24 protein-coding genes are annotated in these 25,197 nt (G+C 59.7%); 4 read left to right on the forward strand and 20 right to left on the reverse strand.

Annotation, left to right across the window (positions count from 1 at the left end):
- Nucleotides 1–140: 140 nt before the first annotated feature.
- The 5 genes from hemG to ITX55_RS21155 form a co-directional block, all read right to left on the reverse strand.
- On the reverse strand, nucleotides 141–674 hold the full coding sequence (gene hemG, locus ITX55_RS21135) for a menaquinone-dependent protoporphyrinogen IX dehydrogenase (RefSeq protein ID WP_033652659.1): 534 nt from the start codon (nucleotides 672–674) through the stop codon (nucleotides 141–143).
- A gap of 21 nt (nucleotides 675–695) precedes the next feature.
- The gene (trkH, locus tag ITX55_RS21140; RefSeq protein ID WP_004934492.1) at nucleotides 696–2,147 is read right to left on the reverse strand and encodes a Trk system potassium transporter TrkH; all 1,452 of its coding nucleotides are present in this window, start codon (nucleotides 2,145–2,147) and stop codon (nucleotides 696–698) included.
- A gap of 35 nt (nucleotides 2,148–2,182) precedes the next feature.
- Nucleotides 2,183–2,797, reverse strand: a complete 615-nt coding sequence (locus tag ITX55_RS21145; RefSeq protein ID WP_033644956.1) for an IMPACT family protein — start codon at nucleotides 2,795–2,797, stop codon at nucleotides 2,183–2,185.
- Nucleotides 2,797–4,128, reverse strand: a complete 1,332-nt coding sequence (pepQ, locus tag ITX55_RS21150; RefSeq protein ID WP_033644957.1) for a Xaa-Pro dipeptidase — start codon at nucleotides 4,126–4,128, stop codon at nucleotides 2,797–2,799. Before pepQ ends, ITX55_RS21145 begins: the two co-directional genes overlap by 1 nt.
- 112 nt (nucleotides 4,129–4,240) lie before the next feature.
- Entirely contained in the window at nucleotides 4,241–5,437 is a 1,197-nt protein-coding gene (locus tag ITX55_RS21155; RefSeq protein ID WP_223085364.1) for an MFS transporter, read from the reverse strand.
- Nucleotides 5,438–5,670: 233 nt separating this feature from the next.
- Here ITX55_RS21155 and fadB point away from each other — a divergent pair, with 233 nt between their 5' ends.
- Both fadB and fadA read left to right on the forward strand, forming a co-directional pair.
- Complete coding sequence (gene fadB, locus ITX55_RS21160; protein WP_033644960.1) at nucleotides 5,671–7,860, forward strand: fatty acid oxidation complex subunit alpha FadB; 2,190 nt, start codon at nucleotides 5,671–5,673, stop codon at nucleotides 7,858–7,860.
- 10 nt (nucleotides 7,861–7,870) lie between these two features.
- Nucleotides 7,871–9,034 carry an acetyl-CoA C-acyltransferase FadA gene (gene fadA / locus ITX55_RS21165; RefSeq protein ID WP_033644961.1) on the forward strand — a complete coding sequence of 388 codons (1,164 nt, stop codon included), beginning with the start codon at nucleotides 7,871–7,873 and terminating at the stop codon, nucleotides 9,032–9,034.
- Nucleotides 9,035–9,206: 172 nt separating this feature from the next.
- On the opposite strand, the gene fre is transcribed toward fadA, so the two are convergent.
- The 3 genes from fre to pepE all read right to left on the reverse strand — a co-directional run bounded on the left by fre (nucleotide 9,207) and on the right by pepE (nucleotide 12,267).
- A complete protein-coding gene (gene fre, locus ITX55_RS21170) occupies nucleotides 9,207–9,908 on the reverse strand; it encodes an NAD(P)H-flavin reductase (RefSeq protein WP_033644962.1) in 702 nt (233 codons plus the stop codon).
- Nucleotides 9,909–9,958: 50 nt separating this feature from the next.
- Nucleotides 9,959–11,479, reverse strand: a complete 1,521-nt coding sequence (ubiD, locus tag ITX55_RS21175) for a 4-hydroxy-3-polyprenylbenzoate decarboxylase (RefSeq protein WP_033644963.1) — start codon at nucleotides 11,477–11,479, stop codon at nucleotides 9,959–9,961.
- Between the two features lie 62 nt (nucleotides 11,480–11,541).
- The gene (gene pepE / locus ITX55_RS21180) at nucleotides 11,542–12,267 is read right to left on the reverse strand and encodes a dipeptidase PepE (protein ID WP_033644964.1); all 726 of its coding nucleotides are present in this window, start codon (nucleotides 12,265–12,267) and stop codon (nucleotides 11,542–11,544) included.
- 245 nt (nucleotides 12,268–12,512) lie between these two features.
- Here pepE and rfaH point away from each other — a divergent pair, with 245 nt between their 5' ends.
- The gene (gene rfaH, locus ITX55_RS21185) at nucleotides 12,513–13,001 is read left to right on the forward strand and encodes a transcription/translation regulatory transformer protein RfaH (protein ID WP_033644965.1); all 489 of its coding nucleotides are present in this window, start codon (nucleotides 12,513–12,515) and stop codon (nucleotides 12,999–13,001) included.
- A 42-nt stretch (nucleotides 13,002–13,043) separates the two neighbouring features.
- Here the strand turns inward: rfaH and hemB are convergent, their stop codons facing one another.
- The 12 genes from hemB to udp form a co-directional block, all read right to left on the reverse strand.
- The gene (hemB, locus tag ITX55_RS21190; protein ID WP_042783470.1) at nucleotides 13,044–14,066 is read right to left on the reverse strand and encodes a porphobilinogen synthase; all 1,023 of its coding nucleotides are present in this window, start codon (nucleotides 14,064–14,066) and stop codon (nucleotides 13,044–13,046) included.
- Between the two features lie 14 nt (nucleotides 14,067–14,080).
- Nucleotides 14,081–14,863 carry a 3'-5' ssDNA/RNA exonuclease TatD gene (gene tatD / locus ITX55_RS21195; RefSeq protein WP_042785623.1) on the reverse strand — a complete coding sequence of 261 codons (783 nt, stop codon included), beginning with the start codon at nucleotides 14,861–14,863 and terminating at the stop codon, nucleotides 14,081–14,083.
- Between the two features lie 53 nt (nucleotides 14,864–14,916).
- On the reverse strand, nucleotides 14,917–15,687 hold the full coding sequence (tatC, locus tag ITX55_RS21200; RefSeq protein ID WP_033644968.1) for a Sec-independent protein translocase subunit TatC: 771 nt from the start codon (nucleotides 15,685–15,687) through the stop codon (nucleotides 14,917–14,919).
- 3 nt (nucleotides 15,688–15,690) lie between these two features.
- Nucleotides 15,691–16,248, reverse strand: a complete 558-nt coding sequence (tatB, locus tag ITX55_RS21205) for a Sec-independent protein translocase protein TatB (RefSeq protein ID WP_033644970.1) — start codon at nucleotides 16,246–16,248, stop codon at nucleotides 15,691–15,693.
- A 3-nt stretch (nucleotides 16,249–16,251) separates the two neighbouring features.
- Nucleotides 16,252–16,515: a Sec-independent protein translocase subunit TatA gene (gene tatA / locus ITX55_RS21210; protein WP_004934452.1), complete on the reverse strand. Its 264-nt coding sequence runs from the start codon at nucleotides 16,513–16,515 to the stop codon at nucleotides 16,252–16,254.
- An 80-nt stretch (nucleotides 16,516–16,595) separates the two neighbouring features.
- On the reverse strand, nucleotides 16,596–18,227 hold the full coding sequence (ubiB, locus tag ITX55_RS21215; RefSeq protein WP_108680053.1) for a ubiquinone biosynthesis regulatory protein kinase UbiB: 1,632 nt from the start codon (nucleotides 18,225–18,227) through the stop codon (nucleotides 16,596–16,598).
- Nucleotides 18,224–18,832 carry an SCP2 domain-containing protein gene (locus ITX55_RS21220; protein ID WP_033644973.1) on the reverse strand — a complete coding sequence of 203 codons (609 nt, stop codon included), beginning with the start codon at nucleotides 18,830–18,832 and terminating at the stop codon, nucleotides 18,224–18,226. Before ITX55_RS21220 ends, ubiB begins: the two co-directional genes overlap by 4 nt.
- Before the next feature lie 13 nt (nucleotides 18,833–18,845).
- Nucleotides 18,846–19,601, reverse strand: a complete 756-nt coding sequence (gene ubiE, locus ITX55_RS21225; RefSeq protein WP_004934443.1) for a bifunctional demethylmenaquinone methyltransferase/2-methoxy-6-polyprenyl-1,4-benzoquinol methylase UbiE — start codon at nucleotides 19,599–19,601, stop codon at nucleotides 18,846–18,848.
- A gap of 78 nt (nucleotides 19,602–19,679) precedes the next feature.
- Nucleotides 19,680–21,227, reverse strand: a complete 1,548-nt coding sequence (gene rmuC, locus ITX55_RS21230; RefSeq protein ID WP_089192349.1) for a DNA recombination protein RmuC — start codon at nucleotides 21,225–21,227, stop codon at nucleotides 19,680–19,682.
- A gap of 140 nt (nucleotides 21,228–21,367) precedes the next feature.
- Nucleotides 21,368–21,898 carry a DedA family protein gene (locus ITX55_RS21235; protein WP_004934438.1) on the reverse strand — a complete coding sequence of 177 codons (531 nt, stop codon included), beginning with the start codon at nucleotides 21,896–21,898 and terminating at the stop codon, nucleotides 21,368–21,370.
- A gap of 79 nt (nucleotides 21,899–21,977) precedes the next feature.
- A complete protein-coding gene (locus ITX55_RS21240; RefSeq protein WP_046898862.1) occupies nucleotides 21,978–22,760 on the reverse strand; it encodes a tyrosine-protein phosphatase in 783 nt (260 codons plus the stop codon).
- A gap of 294 nt (nucleotides 22,761–23,054) precedes the next feature.
- Entirely contained in the window at nucleotides 23,055–23,816 is a 762-nt protein-coding gene (gene udp / locus ITX55_RS21245) for a uridine phosphorylase (RefSeq protein ID WP_004934432.1), read from the reverse strand.
- Nucleotides 23,817–24,304: 488 nt separating this feature from the next.
- Between udp and ITX55_RS21250 the strand changes: the two genes are divergently transcribed.
- Nucleotides 24,305–25,132 (forward strand): dienelactone hydrolase family protein, encoded by an 828-nt coding sequence (locus ITX55_RS21250; protein WP_033652652.1) that lies wholly within the window; start codon nucleotides 24,305–24,307, stop codon nucleotides 25,130–25,132.
- The last annotated feature ends 65 nt before the right edge of the window (nucleotides 25,133–25,197 follow it).

Raw genomic sequence — 25,197 nt, forward strand, 5'->3', positions numbered from 1 at the left:
ACCCGGCGGCTTGTCAGTCGTTGTTCCCGGTCAGTGGAGGCGCATTATAGGGAGTTCTCGGCAGGCCGCAACCCCTAAATGCAAAAAACTTTTCAAGCGCGGATTTTTTCGGCAAAACGCTGACCAAACCCGCATTTTTGTCACTTTTCGTACTGAATCTGGCTAAATTCCTGGGCGAAACGATCGACTTGCTGCCAATCTGTGTACTCAACTTCCTTACTGGTATCCGTTTCTCCACCGGTCATACGCATAATAAATTGAATCATGATGCGATCGAACCAGCGATAACGTGGATAACGCAATGCCCCGGCAAACACCGCACACTGTTTTGGCTGCCACGGCGACGCCAACAGGAACTTGCGGGTATAGGCGTTGGTTTGCGGCGAACGCTTTTCCGGTTTGCGCGCGGTCAGATTGACGGCAAAGAATGCGCTGGGCATCCGATTCAACTGTTCGGCATGACGTTTAACGAATTTATCCAGCACCGGGTTAAAGTGCCCGTAGCGAATAGAAGCGCCGATCATCACCTGCTGATACTGGCTAAGGTCGATCTGTTCCGCCTGCAACAGATCGATAACCTCACAGCGCAGCGTATCCTGCAATTTGCTTGCTATATAAGAAGCGATAGCACGTGTTTGCCCGTCACGGCTCGAATAAAGTATCAATGCCTTCATGGCGTACTCCTTATAACAGGCTCACTCACGCCAGAAGGTTGGCGTGAACAGCACCAGCAATGTAAACACTTCCAGGCGCCCGAACAGCATCGTCACCACCAGGATCCACTTGGCCGCCGCTGGCATCGTGGTGAAGTTGTCCGCCACCACGCCCAGACCAGGACCAAGGTTATTCAGCGTTGCCGTCACTGCCGCAAACGCGGAGAAATCATCAACGCCGGTCGCAATGATCGCCAGCATGCTGACGATAAACACCAGCGCATAGGCGGAGAAGAATCCCCACACTGCTTCCAGAATACGTTCCGGCAGTGCGCGATTGCCCAATTTGATGGTATAGACCGCGTTGGGGTGCACCAGCCTTTTCAATTCGCGCGAGCCTTGCAGGTACAACAGCAGAATACGGATCACCTTCAGGCCGCCGCCGGTCGAACCGGCGCAACCGCCGATGAATGCCGAACACAGCAACAGCATCGGCAGGAACAGCGGCCACTTGGCGATGCTGTCGGTCGTAAAACCGGCCGTGGTCGCCATCGATACCACCTGGAAGAACGCCTGATTGAGCGTTTCCATACCGCTCTTATAGACGCCATGTCCCCAGAGCACCAACGTGCACACCACCACCAGCGTCAGTTGAACGAAGATAAACATGCGGAATTCAGGATCGCGCCCATAGACCTTCAGACTGCGGCCGCTTAGCAAAGCGAAGTGCAGACCGTAGTTACAGCCGGAAATCAGCAGGAACACGGCAATGATGGTGTTGATGGTCGGGCTGGCGTAATAACCGATACTGGCATCGTGGGTAGAAAACCCGCCAATGGCGATGGTCGAGAAACTGTGGCCGATGGCGTCGAACACCGACATCCCGGCCCCCCAGAGCGCCAGCGCACAGGCGACGGTCAGCAACACATAGATTAGCCACAGGGTTTTGGCGGTTTCGGCAATACGCGGACGCATCTTGTTATCTTTCAGCGGCCCGGGCATTTCCGCCCGATACAGCTGCATGCCCCCGACGCCGAGTATCGGCAGTATCGCCACCGCCAACACGATGATCCCCATCCCGCCCATCCATTGCAGCATTTGGCGATAGAACAGGATGGCCTTAGGCAACGAGTCCAGCCCCACCAGCGTCGTTGCGCCGGTAGTCGTCAATCCCGAGAAGGATTCAAAGAAGGCGTCGGTCAGCGACAAATTAGGACGTTCCGAAAACAGGAACGGCAATGCCCCCACGCTGCCCAGCACGGTCCAGAACAGCACGACGATCAGGAAACCTTCACGCGGCTTCAGCTCGTGTTTCTGCTTACGGTTCGGCCACCACAGCATCAGCCCGATGGTCAACGCCACGAAGAACGTTTGGCTGAACGCTCGCCCCGCCCCATCGCGATAAATCAATGCCACCAGGCCGGGAATAAACATCGTCCCGGAGAACAGGATGACCAGCAGACCAACGATACGGGTTATGGCGCGAAAATGCATTTCAGCACGATCCTTAGCAATTCAATTGGGAGGAATTATTGCGAAATGGGGGTTAATTGCAAATTACCGCGACTGAGATCACGCAATTTATTCCCAAACAGCTCGACCTCAGTCGCCGGCAGCGCCAAATGCAGCACGACGGCGGCGCCGTATTCGCCCTGCAGGATCCGACCTGCGATTTGCTGCAACAAGTTCTCCACCAGCGCCAACTGCGCATAGTCGCACTGCAAGATATATTCGGCTTCGGGCACCTTTTGCGCCAGCGCCAGCTGCTTCAATGCCTGTTGAACACCGTTGCCATAAGCTTTCACCAGCCCGCCGGTGCCCAGCTTGACACCGCCGTAGTACCGAACGACTACGGCGGTCACTTCACCGATACCGCTGCCCATCAGCTGCGCGAGGATAGGTTTGCCAGCGGTGCCCGACGGTTCTCCATCGTCGGAGAACCCCAGCTGCTGCGAATCATCGGGGCTACCGGCGACGAAAGCCCAACAGTGGTGCCGCGCCGCCGGGTGCTCATCCCGCACCTGCTGAATAAACGCCTTTGCCGCCTCCACCCCGCCGGTCGGCGCCAGCAGGGTGATGAAACGGCTCTTCTTTATCTCTTCGGTAAAGCAGGTTGCTTCCGCCGGTATCGGGTACGGCCGCATCAAGCCAGGTTCAGATCGCGCGTCATGTTCTCGATGCGCTTTTCATGGATCACGATGTTGTCTTCGATGCGAATACCGCCATACGGTTTCAGCGCATCGATGCGATCCCAGGCGAAGTGCTGCTTGAACTCGCCGCTGCGCCACGGCGCCAACAGAGACTCGATGAAGTACAGACCCGGTTCGATGGTCAACACCATGCCCGGTTGCAACACGCGGGTGCAACGCAGGAACGGGTATTTGGACGGCGCCGCCAGATGGGTGCCTTGCTCATCCTGCATAAAACCGGCGGCGTCGTGCACCTGCAGGCCCAACGGATGGCCCAACCCGTGCGGCAGGAACGGCGTGGTGATACCCGTTTCGACCATCGCCTCTTCGCTGAGGCCATTCACCAGTTTGTGATTCTTGAGCAGCTTGGCGATGCGCTGATGCATCTGCACATGATAGTCGGTGTAACGCACGCCGGTTTTAATGGTGTCGATCAGCGCCAGCTGTTCACTATTGAGATCTTTCACCAGATGAGCGAACTCGCTGCCGCTTTGCGCCGCATAGGTACGCGTCAGATCGGCGGCGTAGCCGTTATATTCCGCCCCGGCGTCGATCAGAAAACTCAGGGACTCGGCCGGCGGCTGATGATCCAGCTTGGTGTAGTGCAGCACCGAAGCGTGCTCGTTCAACGCCACGATGTTGTCGTAAGGCACATCGGTATCGCGATGGCCGGTAGCCGTCAGGTAGGCCAGATTGATGTCGAACTCGCTCATGCCGGAGAGGAAGGCCTCATGCGCGGCACGATGGCCGGTTACCGCCGTCTTCTGCGCTTCGCGCATGCAGGCCAGCTCATAGCCGGTTTTAATCGAACGGTGGAAATCCAGGTAGTTCAGCACCGCTTTCGGGTTGATGTTTTCCGAAGGGATGCCGAGATCGCGGGCGCGCTGTTGGGCATAACCAATATAGCCGACGCGCTCACGCTGCGGCGGCAGCTGCTGCGCGATCGCATCGGCGTTGGCCAGCGGCATCAATTCGAGGGACTTGGTCCAGAAACTGTTCGGCAGCGGCTCAACGCTGTGCCAGTAGTCAACCGGGGAGTAGAACCACAGCTTCGGCTTGTTGACGCCATCTATCCACAACCAGCAGTTCGGCACCGACGTCACCGGCACCCAGGCTTTGAAATGCGCGTTCACTTTGAACGGGTAGCTATGGTCGTCCAAAAATACCTTTTGCAGTTCCCCGGAGTGAATCAGCAGCGCATCCAACTTGTTGCGCTCCAGCACTTCACGCGCGCGTTTTTGCAGTTCTGCCAGGTGGTCGTTATACAAAGAAGCCAGCGTTTCCATCACAGTACCCTTATGCCTTAGCACGAAAGAAGCCATCTTAACACAGCGCTCCGACGCACCAACCTCATCGCGTTGGGCATGCGGAGCAGCTCGCAATTCCCTGCAAATGCCGTTACATCCGCAGCTTAACCATTAACCAGCCGCCCAAACCGAGCAGCGCTATCGCCAGCGCCCACAGGCCATGGTGTTCCAACAACACCGCGCCGGCCGCGGCGACGCCCGCCAGACACTGCTGCAGAAAGCCACACAGCGCCATCGCATAAGCGCCGTACTCTTTGGCATCGCTGACCGCCATCGCCATGCTGTTGGGAAACAGCACCGCCTGGCCAAAAATGGTCAGGCAATACAGCGCGATGAACAGCGCCATGCCGGAAAGGCCGGCCAGAACGCCGCTCCACCACAGCAGCAGGATCGCCGCCGTCGCCAGCGCCACGATGCCGCTGCCGGCCTGCATCAGTTTTTTCCCGCCGAGACGCGCCACCGTACGGTTCACCGTCAGCACCCCGCTGAAGTAGGCGACGCCGATCACCAGCCCCAGGGCGCCGAACGCCGTGACGTTGAGACCAAACTCCTGCTGCATGACGAACGGACTCACTTCCTGCAGTGTCACCGTGGTGGCAAACCCCAGCCCGCCGACGCAGGCCGGCCAAAAGAACCCAGGCCGCCGCAGGATGGCAAAGTTGGTTGCCGCCATCGCCGGGCGCACGCCCCCTGCCCGTCCCGCCTCCAGCGGCAGCGTCGCCATCAGCGCCAGAATGATCAAACCGGTGGCGCCCATCAGGACGAAGCCCATCTGCCAGTGCGTATATTGGCTCAGCAGGCCACCGATAAACTGACCGCCGCCCAGCGCGGTGATAAAGGCGATGGAGAGCACCGACAGACGCCGCGCCAGTTCGTCCCCGCTCCAGTTATCCCGCACGATGATGCGCGCGATGATCGCCGCACCGCCGGCACCCACGCCCTGCAGCGCACGCAGCGTCAGCAATTGGGCGCCGTTGCTGCACAGCGCCAACAGCCCGCTGCAGCCAATGAAAAGAAATAAAGACAGCGTCAGGGGCGCGCGGCGGCCAAAGCGATCGGCGGCCGCGCCCCAGAACAGCACCGGCAAGGCGGCGCCGATGACGAAGATTGAAATGGACAACTCGGTAGCGCGCCGGCTCATCGCCAGCTCCCGCATCACCGTCGGCAGCGAAGGCAAGTACACGGTCGTCGCCATTTGCGCCATAAACACCAACAGACACGCCAGCGTCATGGTTCTGGCGGGAATGCTCCATAAGCCGCTGCGTTTAACACAAGCCGCCTTAGTCATGCGTAACCTCGTCTGAATGTTCATTCGCTGCGAGCAAGTGTATGAGGGCCGACAAGCTCCGGCAAATGCCGATAGCACATAAAATATAACTTCGTTTCAAATCAAAAAACTAACTTGGCGACATGTGATCAGACCAGCAAAAATGCAATCTCTCATTTGCATATTGTTAACATAAAAACCACACTCCTCTTCATCTGGTCATACCAGATCATACGCTGATTCAGGAGATAGACATGCTCTACCAAGGCGAAACATTACAACTGCACTGGCTCGATAACGGCATCGCCGAGCTGGTGTTCAACGCACCGGGCTCGGTCAACAAGCTGGACACCCGCACCGTCGCCAGCCTGGGCGAAGCGCTCACCGTGCTGGAAAACCAGCCAGAGCTCAAGGGGCTGCTGCTGCGCTCCACCAAAGCCGCATTTATCGTCGGCGCCGATATCACCGAATTCCTTTCTCTGTTCGCCGCGCCGGCTGAAAAGCTGCAGGAGTGGCTGGTATTCGCCAACAACGTCTTTAACCGGCTGGAAGATTTGCCGGTGCCGACCATTTCGGCCATTAACGGCTATGCGCTCGGCGGCGGTTGCGAATGCATTTTGGCGACCGATTTCCGCGTCGCCTCACCGGACGCGCGCATCGGCCTGCCCGAAACCAAATTGGGCATCATGCCGGGCTTCGGCGGCTCCGTCCGCCTGCCGCGCCTGCTGGGTAACGACAGCGCTCTGGAAATCATCGCCGCCGGCAAAGACGTCAGCGCCAAAGACGCGTTGAAAGTCGGCCTGGTCGATGCGGTAGTGGCGCCGGAAAAACTGGCCGAAGCCGCGCTCAACATGCTGCAACAGGCGATCGACGGCAAGCTGAACTGGCGCGCCGCGCGTCAACCGAAGCTGGAGCCGCTGAAGCTCAGCCCGATCGAGGCGGCAATGAGCTTCACCACCGCCAAAGGCATGGTGCTGCAGACCGCCGGCAAACATTACCCGGCGCCGATGACCGCGGTGAAAACCATTGAAGCCGCCGCCAAGCTGGGCCGCGATGAAGCACTGAAACTGGAAACCGCCAGCTTCGTGCCGTTGGCGCGCTCCAACGAAGCGCGTGCGCTGGTCGGCATCTTCCTTAACGATCAGTTCGTGAAAGGCCAGGCGAAAAAGCTGGCCAAGAATGTGGACGCGCCGAAACAGGCGGCGGTGTTGGGCGCCGGCATCATGGGCGGCGGCATCGCTTACCAATCGGCGTTGAAAGGCGTGCCGGTGATCATGAAGGACATCAGCGACAAATCGCTGACGTTGGGCATGAACGAAGCGGCCAAGCTGCTCAATAAGCAGTTGGAACGCGGCAAGCTGGACGGCCTGAAAATGGCGCAGGTGCTGTCGACCATTCAGCCGACGCTGGACTACGCCGGCATCGAGCGCGCGCAGGTGATCGTCGAAGCGGTCGTGGAGAACCCGAAGGTCAAAGCCGCCGTGCTGTCGGAAGTGGAAAACCTGATCGGCGAAGACACCGTTCTGGCGTCGAACACCTCGACCATTCCGATTAATCATCTGGCAAAATCGTTGAAGCGTCCGCAAAACTTCTGCGGCATGCACTTCTTTAACCCGGTACACCGTATGCCGCTGGTCGAAATCATCCGCGGCGAACAAACCAGCGACGAGACCATTGCCAAAGTGGTGGCCTACGCCAGCCGCATGGGCAAAACGCCGATCGTGGTGAACGACTGCCCGGGCTTCTTCGTCAACCGCGTGCTGTTCCCATACTTCGCCGGCTTCAGCCTGCTGCTGCGCGACGGCGCCGACTTCCGTCAGATCGATAAAGTGATGGAAAAACAGTTTGGTTGGCCGATGGGCCCGGCCTACCTGCTCGACGTGGTGGGCATCGACACCGCACACCACGCGCAAGCGGTAATGGCGGCCGGCTTCCCGGAGCGCATGAGCAAAGACTATCGCGACGCCATTGACGTGATGTTCGACAACCAGCGCTTCGGTCAGAAAAACCAGCTGGGCTTCTACCGCTACAGCCAGGACAACAAAGGTAAGCCGCGCAAGGACAACGACGAGCAGACCGATGCGCTGCTGGCCGAAGTGAGCCAACCGCGCCAGACCATCAGCGACGAAGAGATCGTTGCGCGCATGATGATCCCGATGATCAACGAAGTGGTGCGTTGCCTGGAAGAGAAGATCGTCGCCAGCCCGGCCGAAGCCGATATGGCGTTGGTCTACGGCATCGGTTTCCCTCCGTTCCACGGCGGCGCGTTCCGCTACCTGGATACGCTCGGCACCGCCAACTACGTTGAGCTGGCCCAGCGTTACGCACACCTCGGCGCCCTGTATCAGGTGCCGGCCGGTCTGCGCGCCAAGGCCGAACGCAATGAAAGCTACTACCCGGTGGCGACACCGCTGTCCGACGTCGCAACCCGCCAACCGGCATGAGGTCATAAAGATGGAAAACGTAGTTATTGTTGATGCCGTACGCACGCCGATGGGCCGCTCCAAGGGCGGCGCCTTCCGCCAGGTGCGCGCCGAAGATCTCTCCGCTCATCTGATGCGTGAAGTGCTGAGCCGCAACCCGGCGCTGAACGCCGACGAGATCGATGACATTTACTGGGGCTGCGTGCAGCAGACGCTGGAACAAGGCTTCAATATCGCCCGCAACGCCGCGCTGCTGGCCGAGATCCCGCACCGTGTGCCGGCGGTGACCGTCAACCGCCTGTGCGGCTCTTCGATGCAGGCGCTGCACGACGCGGCGCGCGCCATCATGGTTGGCGACGCGCACATCAGCCTGATCGGCGGCGTGGAACACATGGGCCATGTGCCGATGAACCACGGCGTGGATTTCCATCCGGGCCTGAGCCGCAGCGTGGCCAAGGCCGCCGGGATGATGGGGCTGACCGCTGAAATGCTGGCCAAGATGCACAACATCAGCCGCCAGATGCAGGATGAGTTCGCCGCGCGCTCCCACCAACGCGCACATGCGGCGACGCTGGCGGGTTACTTCAAGAACGAGATCATTCCGACCAACGGCCACGACGCCGACGGCGTGCTGACCCGTTACGATTTTGATGAAGTCATCCGCCCGGAAACCACCGTCGAAAGCCTGTCGGCCCTGCGTCCGGCGTTCGATCCGGTCAACGGCACCGTCACCGCCGGCAGTTCTTCCGCCCTGTCGGACGGCGCTTCCGCCATGCTGCTGATGAGCGAATCACGCGCCAAAGCGCTCGGTTTGAAAGCCCGCGCCCGCATCCGCTCGATGGCGGTCGTCGGCTGCGATCCTTCCATCATGGGCTACGGCCCGGTGCCGGCCAGCAAGTTGGCGCTGAAACGCGCCGGTCTGAGCGTGCAGGACATCGATCTGTTCGAGCTGAACGAAGCGTTCGCCGCCCAGTCGCTGCCGTGCATCAAAGATCTGGGGCTGATGGACAGCATCGACGACAAGATTAACCTGAACGGCGGCGCCATCGCGCTCGGCCACCCGCTGGGCTGTTCCGGCTCCCGCATCTCGACCACCTTGTTGAACAACATGGAACGTCGCGACGCGCAGTTCGGCCTGGCGACCATGTGCATCGGCCTGGGCCAGGGTATCGCCACCGTGTTTGAACGCGTTTAGCTGTGTCTATCTTGGGATGACCGCGTCACCACTTCAAATCGCGGCATCCCGCCAAGTTTAGTTGCCGTTCTTCCCGCCTGTCAGGGGCGGGTTTTTTATGCCTGAAATTTGCCGACGCCCAAATAAAAACGGGGCGACCCTCGGCCACCCCGTTCACTGCGCATCGCCTCTGTCAGATAAACGAAAACGCGTCGCCAAACATATGCGCTTCCTGCGCGCCGCGCTCGGCGCAGAAACGCTCGCGGGCGATTTTCGCCATCTCGAAACGCCCGGCGATGTAGATGTCATGCTCCGCCAACGTGCCGAAATCCTGCAACACCGCGCTGAGCACGGTGCCGCTGCGGCCACGCCATTCCGCCTCCGGCTGCTCGACCACCGGGATCACCTTCAGGTTCGGGTGTTGCACCGACAGCGCTTCCAGCTCGCTCAGATCGTACAGGTGCTTCAGCTCACGCCCGCCCCAGTAGATGGAAATGTCGCGATCGGGCTGCTGCTCCAACGCGGTCAACAGGATTGAGCGCGCATAGGAGAAGCCGGTGCCGCCGGCGATCAGCACCAGCGGACGGCTGCCCTCTTCCCGCAGCCAGGCGTCGCCGTGCGGCATATCGACGGTGATCGCCTGCTCTTTCAGAATGCGATCCATCACCGCCATGGCGTACAGATTCAGCTCCGAAGCACCGATATGCAGCTCGATATAATCTTGCTGCGTCGGGGTTGATGCCAGCGAGAACGGACGTTTGTCGCGCTCGTCCATCACCACCATCAGATATTGCCCTGCCTTGAAAGAAAACGGCTGCTCGGGCACCAGACGTACCCGATAAACCGTATCGGTAATGGCCTCTACCGAGGTCACTTTACAGCTCAATATTGTCATGCGTTCCCTCTGTCGGGTCATCAATGCAAAGCTGAGAACAGGGCCTGACGCTATAACGTCGGTTCCCTGTCACTGAAAATTGCGAGCTCATCCCAGATTTCGTCGACGCGCGCACGTACCTTTTCATCCATCTGAATCGGACGGCCCCATTCGCGATCGGTTTCACCCGGCCATTTGTTGGTGGCGTCCAGCCCCATCTTCGAACCCAGTCCGGAAACCGGCGAGGCGAAGTCCAGATAGTCGATCGGCGTATTCTCCACCAGAACCGTATCCCTTGCCGGATCCATTCGTGTGGTAATCGCCCAAATCACGTCATTCCAGTCGCGCGCATTGACGTCATCGTCACAGACGATAACAAATTTGGTGTACATAAACTGCCGCAGGAACGACCAGACGCCCATCATCACGCGTTTCGCGTGGCCGGCGTACTGTTTTTTCATGGTCACCACCGCCAGGCGATACGAGCACCCTTCCGGCGGCAGATAAAAATCAACGATTTCCGGGAACTGTTTTTGCAGGATCGGCACGAACACTTCATTCAGCGCCACGCCCAGGATCGCCGGCTCATCCGGCGGCCGACCGGTGTAGGTCGAGTGGTAAATCGCGTTGCGACGCTGGGTGATGTGCGTGACGGTGAATACCGGGAACTGGTCGATTTCATTGTAGTAACCGGTGTGGTCACCGTAGGGGCCTTCCGGCGCCATTTCACCCGGCTCGATATAGCCTTCCAGCACGATTTCGGCACTGGCGGGCACTTCCAGATCGTTGGAAAGGCACTTGACCACTTCGGTTTTATTGCCGCGCAGCAGCCCGGCAAAGGCATATTCAGATAGGGTATCCGGCACCGGCGTCACCGCGCCGAGGATAGTGGCGGGATCGGCGCCCAGCGCCACCGCAACCGGGAAACGCTCGCCGGGGTGCGCCTGGCACCACTCCTGGTAATCCAGCGCGCCGCCGCGGTGCGACAGCCAGCGCATGATCACTTTATTCTTGCCCAGCACCTGCTGACGATAGATACCGAGGTTTTGCCGTTCCTTATGCGGGCCGCGGGTCACCGTCAGCCCCCAGGTGATCAGCGGCGCGGCGTCTTCCGGCCAGCAGTGCATCACCGGAATGCGGCCCAGATCGACATCATCGCCCTGCCATACCTGCTCCTGACAAGGCGCGGATCCCAGTACCTTGGTCGGCATGTTCAGCACCTGCTTGAACTTCGGTATTTTGTCGAACAGATCGCGGAAACCTTTCGGCGGTTCCGGCTCTTTGAGGAAAGCCAGCAGTTTGCCGACTTCGCGCAGCGCGCTGATGTCTTCCTGCCCCATGCCCATCGCCACGCGATTGGCGGTGCCGAACAGGTTGCACAGCACCGGCATGTCGTACCCTTTCGGGTTTTCAAACAGCAGTGCCGGGCCGCCCGCCCGCAGGGTGCGATCGGCAATTTCCGTCATTTCCAGGTAAGGATCGATCGGCTGGCTGATGCGTTTTAGTTCCCCTCTCTTCTCCAGCAACGAGAGGAAATCGCGTAAGTCACGGTATTTCATGCTGATCATTATAGCGGCCAGTGGGGAGGGCATTATAAGCCCTCTTCAAGGTTGTTGCTGCAATTTTGTTAACGCCGCCCGCTGCCGGGTGGCCCTCAGCCACAGTTGAACGGCACCAGCGCAGCCAGTGCGCGCGTATCCTGATATTCGCGCGTCTCTTCGCCGTGGCGGAACACCTTAAAGCCCTGCCCGTTGGCGCTGAAATAACGCAGCGCATTGCCTTCAACGTGCAACAGACTGCCTTCACGCAACGCCACTACCGATTCGCTCGGGTTGATCGCACAAAACTCCGCGAGACGCTCGTCACGGGTTTCGCCCATGTGGCCGCTGATGTGCGCATCGATGTAATGCGGGTTAATCTGCACCGGGAACAATCCCAGCGCCGGCAACACCACGCTGCAGCGCACCGGCATGTCATTGGTGGTGCGAATGCTCGGCGTCGCCACGTTGCAACCTGCGCTCCAGCCGACGTAAGGCACTTCACGCTCGCGCACCGCGCGCTGGATAGGCACGATCAGGCTTTGTTCGTGCAGCATCTGGTTCAGCAACCAGGTGTTGCCGCCGCTGACCAAAATGCATTCGGCCTGCGCGATCGCCGCCGCCGGTGAAGCGGCGTGGTGAATGCTGGTGACTTCAATGCCCAATGTTTGCGCCAGCTCCTGCGCGCGCCGATCGTAGTCGTAACGGATCAGCGCGTAAGGGATAAAGACGGCGGATTTGATGCCGCGGCGCGCAATCATCGCCAGCAGTTGGCTTTTGGCGTACCCCAGCAGCTCGGCTTCGCCAGACAGCTTGCCGTTGCTCAACAGAAACAGCTCCATTTTTCTCCCCTCGGTCAAAAACGATGAATAGCGTCACAGCCGGCGGCGCAACGCCTTGCCATACTGTGACGGTAACAAATTTTTAGCCCTCTGTTATACCAGCGCCGTATCGATAAGTGTGTGACCCCTCGCTAATAGCCGTAGATTCAGAAAGATAGGCGATGTTACATGCTGAAACTTGCATCACTATGTATCCGGAATAGCTTTTGATATGCTTACCGGCTGGCAGAAAGGCATGTGAAATTATGGAATCCTGGTATCTACTTTATTGCAAACGCGGTCAGCTGTTGCGAGCGCAGGAACATCTGGAGCGGCAGCAGGTAAACTGCCTCAGCCCGATCATCACGCTGGAAAAAATCGTGCGTGGCAAGCGCATCGCGGTCAGCGAACCCCTGTTTCCCAATTATCTGTTTGTGGAATTCGACCCGGAGCGCATTCACACCACCACCATCAGCGCCACCCGCGGCGTCAGCCACTTCGTGCGTTTCGGCGCGCTGCCGAGCGTCATCCCGAGCAAGGTGATCGATGAGCTGCGCACGCACACCAGCGAGACCTATGTCGATCCGGAAACCCCGCAGCCGGGCGATACCGTTCTGATCGTCGACGGCGTATTCGAAGGGCTGCAGGCGATCTACACCGAGCCGGACGGCGAGGCCCGCTCGATGCTGTTGCTCAACCTGATCAACAAACAGGTCAGTCAAAGCATCGACAATCGGCAATTCCAGAAAATGTAATGCAAAAAGGCGTCCTCAGGCGCCTTTTTTACGGTATCGCGCTTAGCGGCGCAGCGCTTCTTCATGCAGCCATTGGGCGACACGTTTGGCGAAGTAGGTCAGCACGCCGTCGGCGCCGGCGCGTTTAAAGCACATCAACGACTCCATCACCGCAGGCTGCTCCTGCAGCCAGCCGTTCTGAATCGCCGCCATGTGCATGGCGTACTCGCCGGACACCTGATAAGCGAAAGTCGGCACACCGAAGGTATCCTTCACCCGGCGCACCACATCCAGGTAAGGCATGCCCGGTTTCACCATCACCATGTCCGCGCCTTCCTGCAGATCCTGCGCAATCTCTTGCAGCGCTTCATCGCTGTTGGCCGGATCCATCTGATAGGTCTTTTTGTTGCCGCCTTTCAGGTTGCCGCTGGAACCCAGCGCATCGCGGAACGGACCGTAATAGCAGGAAGCGTACTTGGCGGAGTAGGCCATGATCTGGGTGTTCACCAGGCCCTGCAGTTCCAGACGATCGCGGATCGCCCCGATACGGCCGTCCATCATGTCGCTCGGCGCCACGATTTCCGCGCCCGCTTCGGCATGAGACAGCGCCTGACGCACCAGAATGTCTTTGGTCACGTCGTTAATCACGTAGCCCTGCTCATCGATCACCCCGTCCTGACCGTGGGTCGTGTAGGGATCGAGCGCGACGTCGGTCAGAATGCCCAACTCAGGCACCGCGTCTTTCAGCGCGCGCACCGTGCGCTGCACCAGCCCTTCCGGGTTGTAGGCTTCTTCCGCATGCAGCGACTTCAAGCCCGGTTCAATCACCGGGAACAGGGAGATCACCGGCACGCCGAGTTTGGCGATGGTTTCCGCTTCCTTGACCAGCAGATCGATCGTCATGCGCGATACGCCCGGCATCGAGGCCACTTCTTCCTGGCGGTTGCTGCCTTCCATGACGAACACCGGATAAATCAGGTCATTGACCGTCAGTTGGTTTTCGGCGACCAGACGGCGGCTGAAGTCATGACGGCGCACGCGGCGCATACGGCGACCAGGAAAGGTGCCCGGGAATGCATAGCTCATAGTTTTCTCCTAGCTCAAACCAGCCGGAATAGCCGGCGGGCGTTCTCATCGGTTTTTTGCCCCAGCCATTGCGGCTCTTCCTGCCGCCAGACGGCGACCTGATGCACGATGTGGGGCAGGAAACAGGGTTCGTTGCGGCGAGATGCGGGTTTAGGCTGTAAATCCCGGGGCAACAGATAAGGGGCGTCAGTTTCCAGCAGCAGACGCTCAGCCGGGATCTGCGGCAGCAGGGCGCGCAATTCCAGACCGCGCCGCTCGTCGCATACCCAACCGGTAATCCCGATCGACAGGCCCAGCGACAGGCAGCTTGCTAATTCTTCGGCGGTGCCGGTGAAGCAGTGCACCACGGCCGCGGGCAGTTTATCCAACCACGGCGTCAGTAGCTCGGCAAAACGTGCGTGTGCGTCGCGACAGTGAAGAAACACCGGCAGCGCCAACTCCGCCGCCAGCGCCAGTTGCGCGCTGAACGCCGCTTCCTGCTGCTCCGGCGTCGAGAAGTTGCGGTTGAAATCCAGACCGCATTCACCGATCGCCACCACTTCTGGGCCGGCGGCCAAGGCATAAATCTGCTCAGCGCTGCGTTCATCCCAGCTGCCGGCGTTATGCGGATGCACACCGGCGGTGGACCAGCAATAGCCCGCATGCTGCTGCGCCAGTTTGGCGGCCTCGCGGCTCTCCGGCAGATCGGTGCCGGTAATCAGCATCCCGGTAACGCCCGCCGCGCGGGCGCGCTCCACCACGGTCTCGCGGTCTTTGGCGAATTGGCTGCTGGTGAGGTTAACGCCGATATCAAACATGGTTTTTTCCAAAGCAAAAGCCGCCCTATGGGCGGCTTCGCAATCAATGTGGATCAGGGCGCTGGGGGTTCGTCACCCTCGTCGTCGTCTTCCGCCTGCGGACGGCGTTTGCCGGTATAGAAGCGAGCGAAGAATACCCCCACTTCAAACAGCAGATACATCGGTATCGCCAGCAGGGTTTGCGAGAACACGTCCGGCGGCGTCAACAACATGCCGACCACAAACGCGCCGACCAACACATACGGCCGTTTCTTCTTCAGGTCTTCCGGCGAAGTGACGCCGCTCCAGCACAGCAGAATGATGGCGACCGGCACTTCGAAGGCGACGCCAAACGCCATAAACAGCGCCATGACGAAATCGAGGTAGTTTTTAATGTCGGTCGCAATGGTCACCCCCATCGGCGCGGTCTTGGCGAAGAAGCCGAAGGCCAGCGGGAACACGATGAAGTAGGCGAAGGCCATGCCGAGGTAAAACAACAGGCTGCTGGACACCAGCAACGGCATCATCAGGCGGCGTTCATGCTTGTACAGCGCAGGCGCGATAAACGCCCATACCTGATACAGGATCATCGGCGCGGAGACGAACACCGAAACGATCATGGTCAGCTTGATCGGGGTGAAAAACGGTGACGCCACGTCGGTGGCGATCATGCTCGCGCCGGCCGGCAACTGCTTGAGCAGCGGCGCAGAAACCAGCTGGTAGATGTCGTTGGCGAAAAACACCAGCACCACGAACACCGCCAGTACGCAAATAATCGAGTTCAACAGCCGCTTGCGCAGCTCTATCAGATGACTGATAAGGGGTTGGGTATCTTCAACAGCCATGTATTAACGATCGCCACTAGGTTGGTGAGACGCTGGGGTTTTATCCGCAACAGGTTCGACAGGAGCAGGCGCGGTTTCCACCGGCGCTTTAGCGGGTTGCGCCGCCACTGGCGCAGCCACGACGGCTTCAGGTTCCACTGCCGGTTTTGGCACGGCGGCGGGCGCGCTGGCGCTGGTTGCCGCTTCCGCCGGCGTCACGCCGTCGTGCAAGGCTTCCGGATCGATGGCCTGCGGGTTATGGATGGTGTTCGCCAGCTCTTCTTTCTCGCCCCGGTAGGTGCGTTTCAAGGATTCCGCCGCGTCTTTCAGCTCATCCATCGACGCCTTCAACTCCGGCGTCAGGTTCTGCAGGCCGGCCTGTTCGGCTTTCTTCAGGCTGTCCTGCAGCTCCTGCAGCTTCAGCTCCTGAGACAGTTCGTGCTGCACCGAGGCCGCCAGCGAGCGCAGCGCGCGGATCCAGCCCGATACCGTTCTGACCGCAACCGGCAAGCGTTCCGGCCCCAGAACAACCAGGCCGATCACCAGCACCAGCAGCAGCTCACTAAACCCAATGTCAAACACGGTTTATACCTGCTCTTTGTTCTTCGACTCTTCCGGTTTCACTTCCGGCTGCTTATCGGTAATAGGCTTGGCCGAGAAATCAGCGTCATCCAGGCTGCTTTTTTCAGCCGTGTTGGGAGTCGACGGCGTATCGTCGCCGATCGCTTTTTTGAAGCCCTTGATCGAGGCGCCGAGATCGGAACCCAGCGTGCGCAGTTTTTTGGTACCGAACAGCAGCACCACGATCACTGCGATGATCAACAATTGCGTAATACTAATACCGCCCATTTTAATTACCTCTAATTTTAAGGGGTCTTTTAAAGCCAGCCCGCATTATAGAGCCGACTTTACCAGAGTAACGAATTAAATCAGGTGGTTCGCTTCCAGCCAATCACCCAGCATACGATGCCGGCGGCCATCATCCAGGCGGGGAACACCTCGATTTGCCCCAGCAGCAACAGCGTGCCGCTTACCAACAGTGTAGCGCCAACGCCGAACAAATAACGTGACTGCCCCTGACGAACCCGCTGAGCCTGCATCTGGTTGGTCAGCTTATCAACGCTTTGTTGCAACAGTTTATGCTGCTGCAGGCTGTCGTAAAACAGCTCGGGCAGCTCGGGCAATTTCTCCGCCCAGAACGGCGCTTTCTCTTTCAGCGCGCGCACCACGGCGGGAATGCCGACCTGATCGCGCAGCCAACTCTCGAGGAACGGCTTGGCGGTGATCCACAGATCCAACTGCGGGTAAAGCTGACGCCCCAGCCCTTCAACATACAGCAAGGTCTTCTGCAATAACACCAGCTGCGGCTGCACTTCCATATTGAAGCGGCGCGCGGTGTTGAACAGGTTCAGCAGCACGTTGCCGAAGGAGATCTCCGCCAGCGGCTTCTCGAAAATCGGTTCGCACACGGTACGGATGGCGAATTCGAAGTCTTCCACGTTGGTGTCGCGCGGCACCCAGCCGGAGTCGACGTGCAGTTCCGCCACCTTGCGGTAATCGCGGTTGAAGAAGGCGATGAAGTTTTCCGCCAGATAGCGTTTGTCATCCTTGTTCAACGAACCAACGATGCCGCAGTCGATGCCGATATAGCAAGGATCTTCCGGATGTTCGTAGCTGACGAAAATATTACCGGGATGCATGTCCGCATGGAAGAAGCTGTCGCGGAATACCTGGGTAAAGAACACCTGAACGCCGCGTTCCGCCAACAGTTTCATGTTGGTGCCCTGCTGCTCCAGCGTGGCGATGTCCGAGACCGGAATGCCGTAGATACGCTCCATCACCAACACGCTTTCGCGGCAGTAGTCGGAGTAGACTTCCGGCACGTACAGCATCGGGCTGCCATCGAAATTGCGACGCAGCTGAATGGCGTTGGCCGCTTCACGCAGCAGGTTCAATTCGTCCAGCAGGGTTTTTTCGTACTCGCGCACCACTTCGCGCGGACGCAGGCGGCGGCCGTCCGGCAACAGCTTCGGCACCCAGCCTGCCAGCCGGTACATCAAGCGCACGTCGGCTTTGATAATCGGCCCGATATCCGGCCGGATCACCTTCAGCACCACTTCCTGGCCGGTGGTTTTCAGCCGCGCGGTATGCACCTGCGCGATCGAGGCGGACGCCAGCGGCTGCTGCTCGAAGTCGTCGAACCAGGTTTCCAGCGGGCCGCCCATCGCCAGCTCGATATGCTTGCGCGCCAGCGCACCGTCGAAAGGCGCCACCCGATCCTGCAGCAGCGTCAGCTGATCGGCAATGTGCGGCGGGAACAGATCGCGGCGGGTCGACATCATCTGGCCGAACTTGATCCAGACCGGCCCCAATTCCTGCAGCGCCAGCCGCAGACGTTCGCCCAGCGGTTTGTCCTTGTGCCGATTAGGCATCCAGAACAGCAGCCGGCGGCCGAAGCGCAGCGGCAGCGTCAAACGCATTGTCGGGATCAGCTCGTCCAGCCCATAGCTGAGAAAAACGCGGACGATAAAATACAAACGACGCAGTTCGCCTGGGGTCATCGCTTGCCCTCCAACTTATCCATGCGGGCAATCAGCGCTTCCGCGCTGCGGGCGAGCGCATCCACTTCTTCATTGAACCACACCACTTCCAGCGGCCCCGGCGCCAGACGCCACTCTTCCGTCAGCGCCTCAGCCATGTCTTGCTGCCGACGCATCAATCCGGCCTTGAGTAACGAAGCACCTTTGCCCAGCGCCTGCGTAATGCCTTGAGCGGCGATATCGCCGATATAGGGCGCCAGCCATTCCGCCGGATCCCACTCCGCCAGATCGAGCAGGCCAACCAGCTGTTGCACCACCTGAATATCCCCTTCCACCGTCAATTCGCCGCTGCGCATCAGCACCGGCAACTGCTGGCGATCGCGCAGCTTCAGTAAGGAGGGAATGCGGCTGCGCACCGTGCAATCGGCGCTGTCTTCAGACTGCCCCAGCACATCCACGCGCAGTTCGCTGAACACCAGCACCAGCGGTGAAGCCAACTCTTCCAGTTCGATGCGCAGCACCTTGCCCGCCAGGCGTTGGCGAGCGGCTTTCATGCTGCGATCGCGAAACAGCAGGTTATTCAACGAGGTTTCCAGCGCACCGGTCAGCAGAGGGGTAAACAGCATCGGCATCTCCCTCTCAGAACTTGAAGCCGCGATGCAGGGCGACAATCCCACCGGTCAGGTTGAAATAGGTGACGTTTTCAAAACCGGCGTTGCCCATCATGCCCTTCAGGGTTTCCTGATCGGGGTGCATACGGATCGATTCCGCCAGATAGCGATAGCTGTCCGGATCTTTCACTACCAGCTCGCCGATCTTCGGCAGCACGTGGAAAGAGTATGCGTCGTAAGCTTTGCTCAGCGGCGCCAGCAGCGGTTTGGAGAACTCCAGCACCAACAGGCGGCCGCCCGGCTTCAGCACGCGGAACATCGAACGCAGCGCTTTGTCTTTGTCGGTGACGTTACGCAGGCCAAAGGAGATGGTGATGCAATCGAAGTAATTGTCCGGGAACGGCAGCGCTTCGGCGTTGGCCTGCACGTAATTGATGTTGCCGACGATGCCGCGGTCGCGCAGCTTCTCGCGCCCCATCTTCAGCATCGAATCGTTAATGTCCGCCAGCACCACCTGCCCCTGCTCGCCAACCATGCGGGAGAACTTGGCGGCCAGGTCGCCGGTACCACCGGCCAGATCCAGCACGCGCTGCCCGCGGCGCACGCCGCTGCAGTCAATGGTGAAACGCTTCCAGATACGGTGGATGCCGAACGACATCAGGTCGTTCATCACGTCATACTTTGCCGCTACCGAATGAAAAACGTCCGCCACCATGGCCTGTTTTTCGTCTCTAGCGACGGTGCGAAAACCGAAATCGGTGGTTTCCTGCGATTGATCTGCCATTGTCCTGCCTGCTATTCAGTCAATTTTGTGTGGATGAGTGTACCAGAAGCCCGAGGAATACCCCACCTCGCCACGGCCTCAGCCGTGCGAAACGAAGCCCGGTTCCCCGGTGGTATCATCATCGTCGTTCGTCTGCGGCAGCGCGGCGACCTCGTCGTCGTTCGCCTCTTCCGCTTCATCGTGTTGCGCGCCGGCTTGCTGCGCCAGCAGCGGGTTTATCGGCCGCTTGACCTCAACCCCCAGCGCGCGGAAACCTTCAATTTGGCCGATAAGATTACCACGGCCTTCGCTCAGTTTGTTCATCGCCTGACGATAACTGCCCTGCGCCTTGTCCAGGCTCTGCCCCAGCGCGGACATATCGTCCACGAACAGCCGCATCTTGTCATACAGTTTCGCCGCGCGCTCGGCGATGCGCTGGGCATTCTGGCTCTGATGCTCATAGCGCCACAGGTTGGTGATGGTACGCAGCGCCACCAGCAACGTGGTCGGGCTGACCAGCATGATGTTGTGCTTGAGCGCTTCGCTGATCAGCTCCGGCTCGCGATCGATAGCCAGCAGGAAGGCCGGCTCGACCGGAATGAACATCAGCACATAGTCCAGCGAACGCAGCCCCGGCAGCTGCTGGTAGTCCTTGCGGCCCAGCATGCGAATGTGGCCGCGCAGCGAAGCGATATGTTCGCTCAGCGCCGCTTCGCGCTCCGCCTCGTCTTCACCGTTGAAATAGCGCTCGTAGGCGATCAGCGACATCTTGGCGTCGATCACGACATCCTTGCCCTGCGGCAGGCGCACGATCACATCGGGCTGCATGCGGCTCTGATGATCTACCCGCACGTTGACCTGCGTTTCATACTCGTGCCCTTCGCGCAGGCCGGAGGCTTCCAGCACCCGGCTCAGCACCACTTCGCCCCAGTTGCCCTGGGTCTTGTTGTCGCCTTTCAGCGCCTTGGTGAGGTTGATGGCCTCCCGCGCCATCTGCGCATTCAACTGCTGCAGATTGCGTATCTCGTGCGTCAGCGTATGGCGCTCACGCGCCTCCTGGCCAAAGCTGTCCTGCACCTGCCGGCGGAAACCGTCCAGCTGTTCGCGCAGCGGCAGCAGTAACCGATCCAAACTTTGCTTATTTTGCTCGTCCACCTTGCGGCCGCTGTGTTCAAAAATGCGGTTGGCGAGGTTTTCAAACTGGGTAGTGAGGCGCTGTTCGCTGTTGATCAGCAGACGCTGCTTCTCCTCCGCCGCCATGCGCGTCTCTTCCAGACGGATGGTGACTTCGCGCAGCTCGGCCTCCTGCGCGCTGTTCACCTCGCGCTGGGCGCGCAGCTCTTGGTTGAGCAGCTCGCATTCGTTGCGCCAATGGTTGAGCTGTTGCAGTTTTTCATGCCCGGCCGCCAGCTGGCTGTGCAGGTTGCGCTGCTCCAGCTCGTTCTGGCGCGACTGCTGTTCGTGGCGCAGCAGGGCCTCCTGCCGCACGGCCGTCTCCTGTTGCGCCTGCTGCAACGCTTGCTCCAGCAACCGCAGTTCGGTTTCATGTTGCGCGTTCGTCTGCTGCACTCGCAGGCTGGCGATCAGCCACCCTAACAGCATGCCGATCGCGACGCCGCCAATCCCATAAATCAGACTGGTATCCACCCTGCCTCCTGTTGCACCTTGCCGTTCCGGCGTTTCGCACGCCCATTGCCCGTCACGTTAAGGGGAGGCTGTATGGATGTCCAGCCTGATTTTGCCCGCCGCGCACAATATTGCGCGGCGCTGCGCAATTTAGCGAGAAATCAGCCCAGCCACTGGCTGAGCCACTTGATGCCGAACGCCCCCGGCGCCAGAATGCCGAACGCCCAGATCATCGCCGACGTGACGTTGGCCAACTGGAAGTAGCGCTGCGGCATGCCGCAAATGCCCCCCACCAGCGGCACCACGGCGCGCAGCGGGCCGAAGAAGCGGCCAATGAAAATGCCCAGCACGCCCCAGCGCTCAAAGAAGGCGTGGCCGCGCGCCAGCAGCTGCGGATTGCGCGACAGCGGCCACATATGGGCCACCCGATCCTGATAGTGGTAGCCGATCCAGTACGAGAGCCAGTCGCCGAAAAACGCCCCGGCGGCGGCGGCGGCCCAAATCGGCCAAAAGGCGATGCCGCTTTCGCCGATCAGCGCGCCCAGCGCCAGCAGGATCACCGTGGCCGGCAGCAGCAGCGACAAAAACGCCAGCGACTCGCCGAACGCCAGGAAGAAGATGATGGGAATGGCCCAGCCTTCGTGCTGACGCACGACGTCGCTGACCCAGTTAATAACGTCATTGAGGCTCAATGCGGGGCTCCTGATACGCGATGGTTCGCCGCCTAGGATAAGCCGGGGCGAGTTAAACCCCGGCTAAACGCGCGGCAATTTACTCGAGGTAGAACGCCTGCAGCGCTTCGCGCTGGGCCGCGCCCAGGCCGTATTCCGCTTCCAGCCAGCGGTCAGTGGAGCCGTATTGCTGGCGGATGCAGCCCAGCGCCGTCATCAGGAACTCCTCGCGCGCGCTGAGCACGTAGGCGAATTGCTCCAGCGCCGCCGCATTCAACTTGATAGACAGCTGATCCAGCATCTGCTCGCGGAAAGCGGCCAGCGTGGTTTCGGTCAGCAGATAGTCTTCCAGCACCGTCGCTTCGTCGGCCCCCAGCGCGAACAGCACCAGCGCCGAACCGACCCCGGTGCGATCCTTGCCGACCGCGCAGTGTTGCACGATTGCGCCGCCGCCGGGGTTGCTCAACAGCTGCGCCAACCGCTGATAGGCCGCATTGCCGAACGGCAGGCGGCGATACAGCTCCAGCATGAACGCGCGGGCGTCGAAAGCGGCCAGCGTTTCGTTGGTGAGCTTTTCCAGGTTGGCGTTGACTTCGCTGCTCAGCGGGTTGGCCGGCACGTGGTGATAGTCGGCGCCATTCCACAGAATATCCGGTTTGGCCTGCACTTCGTCGGCATCGCGGTAGTCCAGCACCGAACGCACCGGCACCCCAGCGAGGAAAGTGCAGTCGTTTTCCGTCAGCCGCTCGAGAGAACCGGAGCGGAACAGCAGGCCGCGTTTGATGCGGCGCCCGTCGGCCACGCCGTTGCCGCCGAAGTCACGGAAGTTAATGCCGCCGTCGAGCGGCGCAAGCGAAGGATGAAGCAGGATCTGGGCGGTCATAAACGTCCTCGTTGTTTTTGTTCTGACAACGCGCGGCAGCCATCGGCGCAGCGCTGAGGAGTATCACCGTAACAGATTAGCCGCGAATGGAAAAACGGACCGCGTCGGCGGCCCGTTCAGTCCGTTGACAAAGGAGGAAAAAACGCGGTTTTTCCTCCTTTGTGGTTATCAGCCGAAACTCAATAAATTGATTTTCCCTGTTTGTTATCCGCTGCTTTCTGCAAACCGGGCAATGGCATGAGGTTTGTCATCAATCTCAACGGACCGCGTCGGCGGCCCATTGAGGGAAGGCGATTACAGCAGACGGCGGGCGGCGTCCACCACGATCTGCACCGCTTTGCTTTCGGTGTTTTTCATGGTCTCGGCGTTCGGGATCTCTTGCTGGGTGCGGTTAACGATCACCCCGGCCACCATGCCGGCGCGCAGGCCCTGGCTGGCGCACATGGTCAGCAGCGTGGCGGATTCCATTTCATAGTTCATCACGCCCATCGCCTGCCATTCTTCCATCGAGCCTTTGAAACGGCTGACCACGCGGCCAGAGTAGGTATCGTAACGTTCCTGGCCCGGATAGAAGGTATCGGAAGAAGCCGTCACGCCAATGTGGGTGGTGGCGCCGCTGGCTTTGGCCGCTTCCACCAGCGCGGTGGTGCAGGCGAAGTCCGCGACCGCCGGGAACTCCATCGGCGCAAAGTGCAGGCTGGCGCCGTCGAGGCGTACCGCTGCCGTAGTCACCAGTACGTCGCCGACGTTGATGTTCGCCTGAATGGCGCCGGTGGTGCCGATACGCAGGAAGGTGCGGATGCCCAGCTGCGCCAGCTCTTCCACCGCGATAGAGGTAGACGGGCCGCCGATGCCGGTGGAGCAGACGATCACCGCCTTGCCATCCAGCTCTGCGCGCCAGGTGGTGAATTCACGATGGGAGGCCAGATGCACCGGATTTTCCATCAGCTTGGCAATTTTCTCTACGCGCTGCGGATCGCCCGGCACGATGGCAAGCTGGGCCCCTTGTAAATCGTTCTTGGTGAGGCCGAGATGAAAAACATCAGACTGAGACATACGAGACTCCTCATGGATCATGTTTATTGGGAGGAACAAAAAAGCACTCTACTGAAAATCGCCGCTTAATTTCGTGACGATAGTCACTATGAAAAGAGAAACAAATTACATGCTACATATTTTTTGTGATTTTTATCACAAAAAAAGCACTATAAGGCATCCAGAACGCACCGCTAAACCTCAGTCTAGCCGACAAACCTTGCCGCTCCCTGCCCGTTGATTGCCGGCTGAAACTATTTAGCTCATCAATTCGAAATACCCCCATCTTATCGGTTGCTTAGGGACAAAAAAGCCCTCTAACGCACCTTATGGCACTTACGCGGGCCAAAACGCGTAATAACATGATAAAAAGCGCTTAAAAATGCCGTAAAGCCAGATAATTAGCCGTTTTTTATCGACTTGTCCGAAAGTGCGCCACGCAGCGCCAATAATGGGTAATCTTTCCTATAGTTAATCTCAGCGCTTTTTTCTATTGCACGGAGACCGCAATGAAAACCGAACATGTGATGACATTAGAACAGGCTCAGGGAGGATTCGCCCCGGCCGCCGCGCCGGTAGCCGCCTCCGCGATTATCACCGATGAACAGGGCATTCACGCCGGGCAAACGACTATTCCTTCCCAGGGAGACGCGCTGCCGGCCTACGTCGCCAAACCCGCCGACCACAACGGCCCCTTCCCCATCGTGCTGGTGGTGCAGGAAATCTTCGGCGTCCATGAACATATTCAGGATCTGTGCCGTCGTCTGGCCAAACAGGGCTATCTGGCGATTGCCCCCGAGCTCTATTTCCGCCAGGGCGACGCCAACGACTACACCGATATCGGCGAGCTGTTCCAGCAGCTGGTGACCAAGGTGCCGGATCGTCAGGTGCTGTCGGATCTGGATCACGCCGCGCACTGGGCTATCCGCCACGGCGGCGACGCCGGCAAGCTGGCGATCACCGGTTTTTGCTGGGGCGGCCGCATTACCTGGCTGTACGCGGCGCACAACCCGCAGTTAAAAGCGGCCGTCGCCTGGTACGGCAAACTAGTGGGTGAAAAAACGCTGAATTCGCCGAAGCATCCGGTCGATGTCGCCACGCACTTGTCAACGCCGGTGCTGGGGCTGTATGGCGGGCAGGACAGCGGCATTCCGCTGGATACGGTGGAAAACATGCGTCAGGCGATCCGCGCCGCCAACGCCGATGCCGAAATCGTGGTGTATCCTGGCGTCGGGCACGCATTCAACGCCGACTATCGCCCCAGCTACAACGCCGAAGCGGCGGAAGACGGCTGGCAGCGCATGCTGGCGTGGTTCGCCCAGCACGGCGTCAAGTAATCCTCCTCGCATAAAAAAGGGCGCCGAAGCGCCCAATCATCACACCAGTAAATCTATCTGCGGCG

The organism is Serratia sp. EWG9 (assembly GCF_019913725.1).
GTDB lineage: Bacteria > Pseudomonadota > Gammaproteobacteria > Enterobacterales > Enterobacteriaceae > Serratia > Serratia ureilytica.

Coding starts and splice junctions, on each gene's coding strand:
- hemG (WP_033652659.1), bottom strand. CDS start 674: ATGAAGGCATTGATACTTTATTCGAGCCGTGACGGGCAAACACGTGCT.
- trkH (WP_004934492.1), bottom strand. CDS start 2,147: ATGCATTTTCGCGCCATAACCCGTATCGTTGGTCTGCTGGTCATCCTG.
- ITX55_RS21145 (WP_033644956.1), bottom strand. CDS start 2,797: ATGCGGCCGTACCCGATACCGGCGGAAGCAACCTGCTTTACCGAAGAG.
- pepQ (WP_033644957.1), bottom strand. CDS start 4,128: ATGGAAACGCTGGCTTCTTTGTATAACGACCACCTGGCAGAACTGCAA.
- ITX55_RS21155 (WP_223085364.1), bottom strand. CDS start 5,437: ATGACTAAGGCGGCTTGTGTTAAACGCAGCGGCTTATGGAGCATTCCC.
- fadB (WP_033644960.1), top strand. CDS start 5,671: ATGCTCTACCAAGGCGAAACATTACAACTGCACTGGCTCGATAACGGC.
- fadA (WP_033644961.1), top strand. CDS start 7,871: ATGGAAAACGTAGTTATTGTTGATGCCGTACGCACGCCGATGGGCCGC.
- fre (WP_033644962.1), bottom strand. CDS start 9,908: ATGACAATATTGAGCTGTAAAGTGACCTCGGTAGAGGCCATTACCGAT.
- ubiD (WP_033644963.1), bottom strand. CDS start 11,479: ATGCCCTCCCCACTGGCCGCTATAATGATCAGCATGAAATACCGTGAC.
- pepE (WP_033644964.1), bottom strand. CDS start 12,267: ATGGAGCTGTTTCTGTTGAGCAACGGCAAGCTGTCTGGCGAAGCCGAG.
- rfaH (WP_033644965.1), top strand. CDS start 12,513: ATGGAATCCTGGTATCTACTTTATTGCAAACGCGGTCAGCTGTTGCGA.
- hemB (WP_042783470.1), bottom strand. CDS start 14,066: ATGAGCTATGCATTCCCGGGCACCTTTCCTGGTCGCCGTATGCGCCGC.
- tatD (WP_042785623.1), bottom strand. CDS start 14,863: ATGTTTGATATCGGCGTTAACCTCACCAGCAGCCAATTCGCCAAAGAC.
- tatC (WP_033644968.1), bottom strand. CDS start 15,687: ATGGCTGTTGAAGATACCCAACCCCTTATCAGTCATCTGATAGAGCTG.
- tatA (WP_004934452.1), bottom strand. CDS start 16,515: ATGGGCGGTATTAGTATTACGCAATTGTTGATCATCGCAGTGATCGTG.
- ubiB (WP_108680053.1), bottom strand. CDS start 18,227: ATGACCCCAGGCGAACTGCGTCGTTTGTATTTTATCGTCCGCGTTTTT.
- ITX55_RS21220 (WP_033644973.1), bottom strand. CDS start 18,832: ATGCTGTTTACCCCTCTGCTGACCGGTGCGCTGGAAACCTCGTTGAAT.
- ubiE (WP_004934443.1), bottom strand. CDS start 19,601: ATGGCAGATCAATCGCAGGAAACCACCGATTTCGGTTTTCGCACCGTC.
- ITX55_RS21240 (WP_046898862.1), bottom strand. CDS start 22,760: ATGACCGCCCAGATCCTGCTTCATCCTTCGCTTGCGCCGCTCGACGGC.
- udp (WP_004934432.1), bottom strand. CDS start 23,816: ATGTCTCAGTCTGATGTTTTTCATCTCGGCCTCACCAAGAACGATTTA.
- ITX55_RS21250 (WP_033652652.1), top strand. CDS start 24,305: ATGAAAACCGAACATGTGATGACATTAGAACAGGCTCAGGGAGGATTC.